Annotated in this window: 11 protein-coding genes and 1 pseudogene; 5 read left to right on the top strand and 7 right to left on the bottom strand. The window is 75.6% G+C overall.

The features are described from left to right. Positions 1 to 129: 129 nt before the first annotated feature. Positions 130 to 1,245 (top strand): WYL domain-containing protein, encoded by a 1,116-nt coding sequence (locus AB0C35_RS30085; RefSeq protein ID WP_358463001.1) that lies wholly within the window; start codon positions 130 to 132, stop codon positions 1,243 to 1,245. Between the two features lie 15 nt (positions 1,246 to 1,260). Here the strand turns inward: AB0C35_RS30085 and AB0C35_RS30080 are convergent, their stop codons facing one another. From AB0C35_RS30080 to AB0C35_RS30070, 3 genes are all read right to left on the bottom strand, one after another. Next, on the bottom strand, positions 1,261 to 1,758 hold the full coding sequence (locus tag AB0C35_RS30080; RefSeq protein WP_358462999.1) for an ATP-binding protein: 498 nt from the start codon (positions 1,756 to 1,758) through the stop codon (positions 1,261 to 1,263). A 570-nt stretch (positions 1,759 to 2,328) separates the two neighbouring features. Next, positions 2,329 to 2,535: a DUF3040 domain-containing protein gene (locus tag AB0C35_RS30075; protein ID WP_358462997.1), complete on the bottom strand. Its 207-nt coding sequence runs from the start codon at positions 2,533 to 2,535 to the stop codon at positions 2,329 to 2,331. A 47-nt stretch (positions 2,536 to 2,582) separates the two neighbouring features. Continuing rightward, positions 2,583 to 4,187, bottom strand: a complete 1,605-nt coding sequence (locus AB0C35_RS30070; protein WP_358462995.1) for a family 10 glycosylhydrolase — start codon at positions 4,185 to 4,187, stop codon at positions 2,583 to 2,585. A gap of 197 nt (positions 4,188 to 4,384) precedes the next feature. On the opposite strand from AB0C35_RS30070, the pseudogene AB0C35_RS30065 reads away from it, so the two are divergent. Next, positions 4,385 to 5,155, top strand: a pseudogene (locus tag AB0C35_RS30065) (LAGLIDADG family homing endonuclease); the annotation flags it as partial. A 278-nt stretch (positions 5,156 to 5,433) separates the two neighbouring features. On the opposite strand, the gene AB0C35_RS30060 reads toward AB0C35_RS30065, so the two are convergent. Beyond that, complete coding sequence (locus AB0C35_RS30060) at positions 5,434 to 6,261, bottom strand: NAD(P)H-dependent oxidoreductase (RefSeq protein ID WP_358462992.1); 828 nt, start codon at positions 6,259 to 6,261, stop codon at positions 5,434 to 5,436. 170 nt (positions 6,262 to 6,431) lie between these two features. On the opposite strand from AB0C35_RS30060, the gene AB0C35_RS30055 reads away from it, so the two are divergent. Further along, a complete protein-coding gene (locus AB0C35_RS30055) occupies positions 6,432 to 7,376 on the top strand; it encodes a helix-turn-helix domain-containing protein (RefSeq protein ID WP_358463317.1) in 945 nt (314 codons plus the stop codon). A 45-nt stretch (positions 7,377 to 7,421) separates the two neighbouring features. Here the strand turns inward: AB0C35_RS30055 and AB0C35_RS30050 are convergent, their stop codons facing one another. From AB0C35_RS30050 to AB0C35_RS30040, 3 genes are all read right to left on the bottom strand, one after another. Then, a complete protein-coding gene (locus tag AB0C35_RS30050) occupies positions 7,422 to 8,387 on the bottom strand; it encodes a trypsin-like peptidase domain-containing protein (protein WP_358462989.1) in 966 nt (321 codons plus the stop codon). A 72-nt stretch (positions 8,388 to 8,459) separates the two neighbouring features. Next, positions 8,460 to 9,008, bottom strand: a complete 549-nt coding sequence (locus tag AB0C35_RS30045; RefSeq protein ID WP_358462986.1) for a GNAT family protein — start codon at positions 9,006 to 9,008, stop codon at positions 8,460 to 8,462. A gap of 81 nt (positions 9,009 to 9,089) precedes the next feature. Beyond that, positions 9,090 to 9,890 (bottom strand): SDR family NAD(P)-dependent oxidoreductase, encoded by an 801-nt coding sequence (locus AB0C35_RS30040; protein WP_358462983.1) that lies wholly within the window; start codon positions 9,888 to 9,890, stop codon positions 9,090 to 9,092. An 84-nt stretch (positions 9,891 to 9,974) separates the two neighbouring features. Here AB0C35_RS30040 and AB0C35_RS30035 point away from each other — a divergent pair, with 84 nt between their 5' ends. Together AB0C35_RS30035 and AB0C35_RS30030 are read left to right on the top strand one after the other, a co-directional pair. Beyond that, positions 9,975 to 10,664: a spermidine synthase gene (locus AB0C35_RS30035; RefSeq protein ID WP_358462980.1), complete on the top strand. Its 690-nt coding sequence runs from the start codon at positions 9,975 to 9,977 to the stop codon at positions 10,662 to 10,664. 153 nt (positions 10,665 to 10,817) lie between these two features. Then, positions 10,818 to 11,408, top strand: a complete 591-nt coding sequence (locus AB0C35_RS30030; protein WP_358462978.1) for a biotin transporter BioY — start codon at positions 10,818 to 10,820, stop codon at positions 11,406 to 11,408. Positions 11,409 to 11,500 lie beyond the last annotated feature (92 nt).

The raw sequence follows: 11,500 nt of genomic DNA, 5'->3' as shown, positions 1-11,500 counted from the left end.
CATGTTTCTGCTCGGCCGCGGCCCCGGGCGGGGCCGGGGTGGGCGCGGGGGGTCGATTCGCCTTGCCTGCGGGCGATCTGGGGCCCTGCGCGGCGGCGGAATGTCGGTGGGCGGGGTCACGATGGGGGTGTGGATCGCGTTGACCGGCTGCTGGCGCTCGTCGCGGAGTTGCGCGCGGCCTCCCCCGAGCCGCTGGACCCGGCCGCGCTCGCGGCGCGGCTGCGGGTCAGCGAGCGGACCGTCCGCCGCGACCTGGAGCTGCTGGCGCACGGCGGGCTGCCGGTGCGGGCGCAGAAGGGCCGCGGGTTCGTGCTGGCCGGCGAGCCGGAGCCGGCCGCGCTGAGCGAGGCGGGGTCGCTGACGGGCCCGGTGCACGACACGCTGGCCGAGGCCGTTAGGACCCGCCGCGTCGTCCGGCTCGCCTACACCGACCAGGCGGGGTCGCGCAGCTTCCGCGACGTGGAGGCGCACGGCCTGGTCCTGGCCCCCTACGGGGAGTACCTGGTGGGGTGGTGCCGGATGCGGGACGGGCCGCGGATGTTCCGGCTGGACCGGATCGGCGCGGCGTTCCTGTCGGGGCGGGGCGCGGAGGTCCGCGACCTGGACGCGCTTCTGGCGGCGCTGCGGGTGCCGATGCCGCGTCCCCCGGCCGAGCCGGGGCCGCGCGGCCCGGCGGGCGCGGCGCGGGCGCGGGCGTGGACGCTGGACCGGCTGGAGTTCGTGCGGTCCCGGCTGCGCGACGCCGCGGCGGAGGTCCGCGGCGGGACGGGCGGCGCCGCGCTGCGGGGCGTGCTGGGGCATCTGGCGGAGTGGACGCGGTGGCAGGCGGCGGCGGTCCGCGCGGCGGCGACGGGTGAAGAGCCGGTCCTGGAGGGCCGCCCGCCGCGCTTCCCGGAGGGTTTCGGCCGGGAGATGCCCTTCGACGCGCGGGAACGGATGATCCAGGACGCGATGGCGTTGCGGTCCCTGGGCGACCTGGCCCGTGATCTGCAGGAGGTGCTGGAGGCGGTGGGGCACTGGGCGGCGGGCTGCGACGACGCGCTGTGGGAGGCCGAGCTGCCCGATCCGCGCCCCTACGGCCCGCCGGGGCCGCCGCGTCCGCTGGCGGACCTGCTGGCGGGGTGGCGCGGCCCGCTCGCCCACATCGAGTGGCATCTGGACCGCCTGAGCGATGAGCCGCCGCCGGCGCCGGGGGGCGGCGACGAGGAGGTCTGGATCGTCGACCGCTGCCCCCTGCAGGCGTGACCGGGCGGGTGCGCGTCAGGGCGCGGCGGACCGTTGGCCGCCGGGCGGGTTCAGCAGGCGGGTGAACCAGACGGTCTTGCCGCCCGCGTCCGGGCGGGTGCCGTGTTCGGCGGCCAGCGCGGCGACCAGCAGGAGCCCGCGCCCGGCCTCGGACCAGTCCAGGACGGCCGGCTCGGCGGGCGCGGCGGGCGGGGCCGGGTTCGCGTCGCCGACTTCGGCGAGCAGGCGGCGGCCGTCCAGGCGCAGGGCGAGCCGGACGGGCCCGGCGCCGTGCACGACGGCGTTGGTGACCAGTTCGTCGACCATGAGGACGACGTCGCCGGGGTCGGTGACGCGCCATTCGCTCAGCGTCCGGGCGGTGAGGGCGCGGGCGCGGGACGCGGCCCGCGATTCGGCGGCCAGTTCCCATTCGGCTCCGGTCGCCGCCGCGTCCGCCGCGTCCTCCGTGTCCTCCGCGCCGGGCTCGGTCGTCGTCGCCGCCGCCTGTGCGGTGGTGGTCCCCGTGGTGGTCACTGCCCCGTCTCCTCACCTGTGCCGGGTCGCGCGGGCCGGCCGTCCCGGCTCGGCCGGGGGCGGTGGTGCGCCCGGGCCGGCTTGTCCCCGTGCCGGCGCGGCCGCGGTCCCCCGGCGTTTCCCGCGTTCGCTCATGTTCAGGGACGCGCCGCCGGCGGGGGTGGTGCACGGGTTCAGGGAACCCTCACCCGCGGGTGAGGTGATCGGCACATGGGGGTGCGGTGGAGGAGGCAGTCGCGTGGAGCCGTTACAGTGGACGGGTCGGTGTGGCATGTGTCCCCCGGGCTCTACCTGACGCCTTCGGGGAATACCGCCGGTCCCATGCGGTCCGGGCTGGAGCTTCGTTGTGCCTTTCGCCGTGAGGCGACCACCACACCGGCATGAACGCCGAGGCCCCGGCGAGGTTCTTCTCGCCGGGGCCTCGGCGTTCGCGCGTCGGCGGGGCCGTGGTGTCCGGGGCGGGGCGGGGCGTCCGGCCGCGGTCAGGGGCCGCCGCCGGGTGCGCGGGGGCGGTGTGTGCGGCGGGGTGCCGGGGCCGGTGTCACGGTGGGGTGGTCACGGGTGGGGTGGTCATAGTGCGGCCGCCGCGATCGCGGCGCCGATCGCGGCGAGGACGATGATGACGGCGGCCGCGGCGAGGACGACGACGCGGGCGCGGCGGCGGCGGGGTGTGCCGAGCCGTGCGAGGCGATGGGCCAGCCTCGGGTCGTCCTCGCTCAGGCGGACCTCGATCTGCGTGAGGATCCGCTGCTCCTCCATCGACAGCGCCATGCTCATACCTCCGGGGGGTCAGGTGTCTGGTTCTTCCCCACGGAGCATGATCATTATCCCTTCGGGGCGGTGACCGTCACGCCGCGTGCGGGGGCGCTCTGGTGGTGGAGGCGGTCCAGGGCGGTGACGTAGTAGGTGTAGGTGCGGCCGGGTTCGGCGGACGGGTCGATGATGCCGCCGCCGCGGACGGCGGCGATGAGGTGGGCGGGGTCGACGGGCGCGCAGGCGGCGCGTTCGCCGTCCACGCGGTAGACGGCGTAGGCGGCGGCGCCCTCGGAGGGCCGCCAGGTGACCTTCACGTCGCCGTCGCCGTGCGGCCGGGCGGCGGTGTCCTGGACGGGCGGCGGCGCCTTGCCGCCGGCCGCGGCGGGCCGCAGGGCGGGGCGGGCGTAGTGGTCGTCGCGGAGCCGCTGGGCGAATCCGCGGCGGTTTTCGGCGATGTCGGAGGCGCTGAAGAACACGTCGCCGTTCACCTGCGGGTATTTGGCGTTGAGGGTGAGGTGCCGCGACAGTTCGGCGGGGTCCTTCCAGGCGGAGTCGGCGCCGACGCGGTAGGCGCCCTGCCCGATGGTCAGGTGCACGTCGGTGCCCTTGACCTGCTCGGCCCACCAGGCGACGAGTTCGGCGTAGTCGGCGCGGGAGTCGCCGATGGGCCAGTACAGCTGGGGGGTGACGTAGTCGAGCCACCCCTTCTTGATCCATTTGCGGGTGTCGGCGTAGACGTCGTCGTAGCTCTGCAGGGCGCGGGTGTCGGATCCGGCGGGGTCGCTGGACTTGTTGCGCCACACCCCGAACGGGCTGATGCCGAACCGCACCCAGGGCTTGGCCTCGTGGATGCGGCGGGACAGGTCCTCGACGAGGAGGTCGACGTTGCGGCGCCGCCAGTCGTCCTTGTCCATCCCGGCACCGCGGGCCTTGTAGGTGGCCTGGTCGGGGAACTCGCCGCCCTCGGGGTAGGGGTAGAAGTAGTCGTCGAAGTGGACGGCGTCGATGTCGTACTTGCCGACGACGTCCATGACGGCCTTGGTGGCCAGTTCCCGCACCTGCGGGATGCCCGGGTCGTACCACAGGCCGTCGCCGTACTTGCGGACCCATTCGGGGTGCCGCCGGGCCGGGCTCTTGTCCGACAGTTTCTTCAGGTCGTCGTCGCGGGAGACGCGGTAGGGGTTGAACCAGGCGTGGAACTCCAGGTTGCGGGCGTGCGCCTCCTTGAGCATGAACGCCAGGACGTCGTAGCCGGGGTCCTTGCCCTGCGTGCCGGTGATCCACTGCGACCACGGCTCGAGGGGCGAGTCGTAGAACGCGTCGGAGTTGGGGCGGATCTGCACGAACACCGCGTTCATGTTCATCTGCCGGGCGGTGTCCAGGAGCCGGGTGAACTCCTTCTTCTGCTCGGCGGCGGAGCGGCCGGCGCCCTTGGGCCAGTCGATGCCGCCGACGGTGGCGATCCACATGCCGCGCAGCTGCCGCGCCTTGGCGCCGTCCGGCGCGGGCACGCCGGCGCATTCGGCGTCCGCGCCGGGCGGGACGGGCGCGCGTGCGGCGGCGCCGCGTTCGTCGGTGCCGCCGAGGGCGGGGATGCCGCAGCCGGCCAGCGCCCCCGCCGACATCGCCGCCGTGAGTGCCGCCGCCGCAAGTCTGATCTTGGATCGCCACATAGCGCGCCCATTGTCGCCCACGCGGCGGGATGCTGCGTACGAAACGACGACGCCCGCGTCATGCCCGCCCGGCCCCTTTGTCCCCCGCCGGTTGCGATCTTCGAACACATGTTCAAGACTCTCTGTGACGAAGAGACTCGCAACCGTGTTCAAAGGAGTTGCCTGTGCGCGAGAACCGCCAGCGGCGCGAGGCGGGTATGGGCGGGCAGACGCCGGTACTCATGACCGACGGCCGCACCCGCCCCGTTCACGCGTTGCGCGCCGCCGACCGCGTCTACGGTTCCCGCATGGACGGCCGCTACCGCCGGTACGTGATCACGGAGGTCGTGGAGCACCGGCGGGTCCACGGCCCCGCGCATCTGATCGTTCTGCAGGACGGCACCCGCCTCATCGCCGGCGAGGATCAGAGCCTGCTCAGCGAGCGCGGCTGGAAGTACGTCACCGGAACCGAGCAGGGCGCCGGCAGGCGGCCGCATCTCACACCGAACAACAGCTTGATGGGAGTGGGCCGGTTCGCTGCCGGCCCCCAGGACGACCTCGATTACCGCCGGGGCTACCTGTGCGGAATGATACGAGGAGATGGGCAGATCGGTCATTATCCTCAGGGCCCGTCGAACGCGCCCAGTACCGTCCTGCACCGCTTCCGGCTGGCCTTGGCCGACTTTGAGGCGCTGGAGCGAAGTCGCCGGTATCTCACCGGCTTCGGCGTCGTCACCCAGGAGTTCCTCTTCTCCGAGGCGACGGCTGCGCGAAGGGAGGTGAAGGCCATACGCGCACAGAGCGCGGCCGCCGTCGCACGGGTCGAGGACCTGATCCGGTGGCCTTCACCGGTCCCGCCCGAGTGGCGCAAGGGTTTCCTGGCCGGGGTGTTCGACGCAGAAGGATCATGCAGCAGGGGGATCTTGAGGATCACCAATTCCGATCCGCGGATCCTCCACATGATCACTGATTGCCTGTCCCATTTCGGCTTCCGGGCGGTGCGCGAAGGTCCGCGCACTCCCGCCAATCTGCCGGTGACGGTGGTCCGGCTCACGGGCGGCCTGCGGGAGCGATTGCGGCTGTTCCACATCGCCGGCCCGGCCATCACCCGGAAGACGTCCATCGAGGGGATCGCGCTGAAGAGCGACGCACCGCTGGGCATCGCGTCCCTCACCGCACTGGGGTCGAGGGTTCCGCTGCACATCGTCACCACCGGGACCGGGGACATCATCGCCGACGGGATCATCTCGAGTGCCCGCCCCGCAGGTCAGGCGGCTGCATCGGGCCGGGCGGCGCCGGAATCGGCCGCCTGGGTCCCCGACGCGGGGGTGTCGGTGCGGTGGACGGTGAGGCCGGTGCGGGCGGGGGCCAGGTGGGGGCGCAGGACCAGGTCGGCGTCGTAGTCGCCGCCGAGTTCGGCGCGGTACGGCAGGGGCGCGGCGGTGGGCAGGGCGCGCAGGCGCTCGTCGAGGGCGGCCTCGGCGGCGGCGTGGGCGGCGGGCCCGGCGCGGTCGGCGCCGGGGACGACCAGGGGCGGCAGGACGTCCATGCCGGTGTAGAACAGGGTGCCGTGCAGGAGGGGGAACAGGACGTCGTCGGCGTGGCCGTGGACGCCGCGGGGGCCCAGGCCGGTGGCGCGGGCGCCGGCGGTGGTGACGACCAGGGCGCGGCGGCCGGCCAGGCCGCCGTCGCCGTAGCGCAGGGTGCGGCCGTCGCCGTCGGTGACGCCGAACGCGAACCCCTGGACGAAGACGCGGTCGAACCAGCCCTTGAGGATGGCGGGCATCCCGAACCACCACAGCGGGAACTGCACGACGACGGCGTCCGCCCAGGTGATCTTCTCCTGTTCGGCGCGGATGTCGGGGGCCAGGCCGCCGGCGGCCCGGGCGCGTTCGGACGCGGCGCCGACGATGAGGCGGCCGCCGGGGTCGTGGCCGAAGTCGGCGGGCCCGACGACCGGGTTCCAGCCCATGGCGTACAGGTCGGAGTGGCGGACGCGGTGGCCCAGGCGCCGCAGGGTGGCGGCGCCGTGGTCGCGGAGGGCGCCGTTGAGCGAGCGCGGCTCGGGGTGCGCGAAGACCCACAGGACGTTCATGCCGGTTTTCTCCTTTCGGTGTGCCGCGGGCCTTCGATGCTGCCGGGGCGGGCGGGCCGGCCGCGAGTGGCCGGTCGGCCATGGTGTGCAAGGATCGGGCCATGACGGCGGGCCGGGTCTTCGCGGGCGGGGTGTCCGGGGGCGGGGTGTTCGCGGGCGGCGGGCACCGGGTGGCGGTGCTGGTGCGCGAGGGTGTGCTGCCGATGGAGCTGGGGATCGTCCACCAGCTGTTCGGGAACGCGCGGTCGGCGGGCGGCGCGCCGCTGTACGAGGTGGTGTCGTGCGCGGTGCGGCCCGGGGCGGTGGCCACCGACGCCGATTTCGCGGTGGCGGTGCCGCACGGGCTGGCGGCGGTGGCCGAGGCGGACACGGTGATCGTGCCGGCGTCGCACGTGCTGGACGAGGCGTGCCCGGGCGGCGGGCCGGTCCCGGCGGCGCTGGTGGCGGCGCGGGCGCGGGGCGCGCGGGTCGCCTCGATCTGCACGGGCGCGTTCGTGCTGGCGGCGGCGGGGCTGCTGGAGGGGCGGCGGGCGACGACGCACTGGCTGTCGTGCGACCGGTTCGCCGCGCGGTTCCCGGGGGTGCGGGTGGACGCGGCGGTCCTGTACGCCGACGAGGGCGACGTGCTCACCTCGGCCGGGGAGGCGGCGGGCATCGACCTGTGCCTGCACATGATCCGCCGTGATCACGGCGCGGCGGTGGCGGGGGACGTGGCGCGCCGCACGGTGGTGCCGCCGCACCGCGACGGCGGGCAGGCGCAGTTCATCGCGCGGCCGGTGCCCGCGCCGCGCGACTCCTCGACGGCGGCGGCGCGGGCGTGGGCGCTGGAGCATCTGGACCGGCCGGTGACGCTGGCGCGGCTGGCGGCGCGCGAGTCGATGAGCGTGCGGACGTTCACGCGCCGGTTCCGGCAGGAGACGGGCGTGTCGCCGCAGGTGTGGCTGGCCGCGCAGCGGGTCGAGCGGGCGCGGCGGCTGCTGGAGGAGACCGACCTGCCGGTCGACGCGGTCGCGGCGCGCGCGGGGTTCGGGACGGCGGCGTCGCTGCGGTCGCATCTGCAGGCGGCGGCCGGGGTGTCCCCCACCGCCTACCGCGCCACGTTCCGCGGCCGCTGACCCCGCCCGCCGGCCCCGCCCGCCGGCCGGCGCCCGGGCGCGCGGTTAGGCGTGCTCGGCGTCGAGTTCGAGGGGTTCGGCGATGACGTCGACCATGGCGCCGTTGCGCAGCACGGTGATGGGCAGGGGACGCCCGATCGCCTCGGCGAACATGAGCTTCTGCAGGGACTGGGCGTGCGAGACCGGGTTCCCGCCCGCGGTCAGGACCAGGTCGCCGCGGCGCAGCCCGGCCCGGTCGGCGGGGCTGGCGGGCACGACCTCGGCGACGCGCAGCGCCTCGTCCTGCCCGGTGCGGGCGCGCAGCGTCGACGGGACGGGGACGGGCGCGGCGGCCAGGCCGAGGAACGCGCGGCGGACGCGGCCGTCGCGGATGAGGGCGCCGATGATGCGGCGGGTGGTGGCGTTGATGGGGACGGCCAGGCCGAGCCCGATCCCGGCGACGGCGGTGCTGACGCCGACGACGCGGCCGTGGGCGTCGGCGAGCGCGCCGCCGGAGTTGCCGGGGTTGAGGGCGGCGTCGGTCTGGATGACGTCCTCGATGACGCGGACGGCGGTTCCGTTGCGGGTGGGCTGCGAGGCGGGCAGGGACCGGCCCAGGGCCGACACCACCCCGGCGGTGACCGATCCGGTGAGGCCGAGGGGGTTGCCGACGGCGACGACGAGCTGCCCGACGACCAGGGCGTCGCTGTCGCCGAGGGTGACCGGGTCGGGGACGGGGCCGTCGGCGCGGACGACGGCCAGGTCCGACAGGGGGTCGGTGCCGACGACGGTGAACGCGCCGGCCGCGCCGCCGGAGAACGCGGCCTGCCCGCCGGACGCGGCGCCGACGACGTGGGCGTTGGTGAGCAGGAACCCGTCGCCGGTGAACGCCACCGCCGATCCGGTGCCCTCGCCCCGCCGGTGCCGCACGCGCAGCGCGGCCACGCGCGGGGTCAGCTCGCGGGCGACGGCGGACACGACACGGGAGTAGGCGTCCAGCGGCGGGCCGCCGTCCTGGGGATCGGGGATCATCGCACCTCCCGGATGATTACATGGTTACACGGTAACCGCCGGACGGGAAGAGGTGTTCCCGGCCGCGCCCGGCTAGGCGCCGCCGCCGGACCCGCCGCCGGACACGCCGTCGAACTCCCCGCGCAGCACGCTGTACAGCACCTCGTCGTGGTACCGGCCGCCGAGGAAGCTGTAGCCGCGCATGACGCCCTCGCGGGTGAACCCGGCCTTCTCCAGGGCGCGCTGCTCGGCGACGTTGGCGACGTCGGTCTCGGCCTGGATCCGGTGGACGGGACTGTGCGCGAACAGGTACTCGGCCAGGAGCCGCTGCGCGCGGGTCCCGGCGCCGCGCCCGCGCGCCTCGGGCATCAGCGAGATCCCGATGCTCCAGCACCACACCGCCCCGGCGGTGGGAACGCGCCGGTAGGACACCATGCCCAGCCGGTCGCCGCCGGCGACGACCAGCAGGTTGCCGGTGTCCTCGCCCAGCCAGCCGTCCTGCTCCCACCGCCGCCGGAACCGCCGCGGATCGCGCCACCCCTCCCACAGGAACGGGCCGCACAGATCCGGATCGGTGCGCAGGCGCTCGAAGAACTCCAGGTCGTCCTCGGCGATCGGCCGCAGCCGCACGTGATCGTCCACGACCGTCCACGGTAGGGCCGCCGCGCCCCGCCCGTCACCCGCTCTCGGGGTCCCGGCGCCAGGCCCCCGGCGCCGGGGGCCTCAGCGCAGCGTCGACAGGCCGCCGTCGACGTGGACGACCTGACCGGTCACATACGACGCGCGGTCCGACATCAGGAACACCGCCACGTCGGCGACCTCCCACGCGGTCCCCTGCCGCCGCATCGGGATCAGCCCGGCGGCGCGGTCACGGCCCTCGTTGCCCGCCGACGCGGCACGCCCCATCACGGTGTCGATGAGGCCGGGCGCCACGACGTTCGCGCGGACGCCCCGCGGCGCGCCCTCCGCGGCGATGTGCCTCACCAGCCCCGTCAGGCCCGCCTTGGACGCGTCATAGGACGGCGACCGCGACCCCGGCTTGGTCCCCGCCAGCGACCCGATGAACACCATCGCCGCACCGGCCTCCAGCGCCGGCATCGCGGCCTTGCCGACCAGGAACGGAGCGCGCAGGTTGACGTGCAGGACATGGTCCCAGTCGGCCAGCGCCGTGCCCGCCAGCCCGTACCCGACGCCGATCCCGGCGTTGAACACCACCCCGTCCAGCCCGCCGAGCCGCTCGGCCGCCTGCGTGACCACCCGGTCGCACGACACCGGGTCGGTGACGTCGGCGACCGCGACGCACGCGTCCCCGCCCTCGGCGGCGATCATCGCGGCGGTCCGCCCGGCGGCGTCCTCGTCCACGTCGGCGCACGCCACCCGGGCGCCCTCCCGCGCCGCCGTGATCGCGATGGCGCGGCCGTTGCCGACCGGCGCCGCCGGATCGTCGCTGGGACGCGTCCCCGCGCCGACGACCAGGATGCGGCGCCCCGGCAGCAGGCCGCCGGAGGAGGGAAGATCGGGCATGACCGGCACCGTAGCCGACACCGGCCGCACCCGCCCAGACCCAAGATCGCCGCACCCGCCCGCCGCGGCGGCTAGGGTGCGGGCATGGGCAGCGCCGCGGGGACGTCCGGTGAACCGGTGGTGGTCGAACGCGCCGACGGCGCCGGCGGCGAACTGGTGCTGCGCCGCGCGGGCGACCACTACGAGATCATCAGCAACGGCGTGTTCCTGATGGACACCCGCGGCGGCGCGTCCGAACGGCTCCTGGTCCGCGCCGCGGCCGCCGGCCTGGACGGCCCGGCGCGGCTGCTGATCGGCGGCCTGGGCGTCGGGTTCTCCCTCGCCGAGGCCCTCACCCTCCCGAGCGTCGCGCACGTCACCGTCGTCGAACGCGAACCCAAGGTCATCGGCTGGCACGCCGCCGAACTGCGGCCCTGGTCGCGCGGCGCGCTGGACGACCCCCGCGTCACCGTCGAGCACGCCGACCTGCTCGACTACCTCGCCTCACCCCGCGGCGGCCGGTTCGACGCACTGTGCCTGGACATCGACAACGGCCCCCAATGGACGGTCACGCCCGGCAACGCCCGCCTGTACGCCGCCGCCGGCCTGGACCTGCTCGCCCGGCGCCTCACCCCGCGCGGCACGCTCGCGGTGTGGAGCGCGAACGCGGCACCGGCGTTCGAGACGCTGCTGCGCGGCCGGTTCAGCCGCGTCCACGCCCGGCCCGTGCCGGTCCCGCGCGGCGAACCCGACGTCGTCTACCTCGCGGCCGGCCCCCGCCCCGCCTCCCCCTGACCCGCCGCGCCCGACCCGCCGCGCCCGGCTCCGAGAGCCGCCGCCCGCCGCCGCGCCGCCGCACGTTCCGGACCGTTGCGGTGACCCGCGTGAACCGACCCGGAAACCCCATTCGCTAGGTTTCGGGCTGACAACACCTTTTTGGGAGGATCTGTGGCTACTGCCCACGCAGCCCAGCGGCGCCCCGCCGTCCTGGGCGACCTGCTGCCCGGTTCCCTGGCCCGCGACGCCGCCCTCGTCGCCGGCGCCGCCGCGTTCGTCGGCGCCGCCGCGCAGCTCGCGGTGCCGCTGCCCGGCACACCGGTCCCGGTCACCGGGCAGACCTTCGCGGTGCTGCTGGCCGGCGCCGCGCTCGGCTTCGGCCGCGCCGGCCTCGGCATGATCGTCTACCTGCTGGCCGGGATGGCGGGCGTGCCCTGGTTCACCGACGCCGGATCCGGCACCGGCGCACCGACCCTCGGATACGTCATCGGGTTCGTCGCCGCCGCGGCCGCCGTCGGCGCCCTCGCACAGCGCGGCGGCGACCGCACCCCCCTGCGCACCATCGCCACGATGCTCGCCGGAACCGCCATCATGTACGCCGCCGGCGTCCCCTACCTCATGGCGTCCCTGCACATCGACCTCGGCCGCGCCCTCGACCTGGGCGTCACCCCCTTCCTGGCCGGCGACGCGCTGAAGGTCCTCCTGGCGGCGGGCCTGCTGCCCGCGGCGTGGAAGCTCACCGGAGCCGCCCGCGGCCGCTGACCCCCGTCAGCCCCGCCCATGCCCGCCCGACCCGGACCCGCGCCCCGCGCATGCCCCCGGGACGGGCGGGCATGTGCACACCGGGCACCCGG

The organism is Spirillospora sp. NPDC048819 (genome assembly GCF_040650055.1).
Classification (GTDB): domain Bacteria; phylum Actinomycetota; class Actinomycetes; order Streptosporangiales; family Streptosporangiaceae; genus Spirillospora.
The sequence above is the reverse complement of the archived record's forward strand: the minus strand, read 5'-3'. Positions and strand labels throughout refer to the sequence as shown.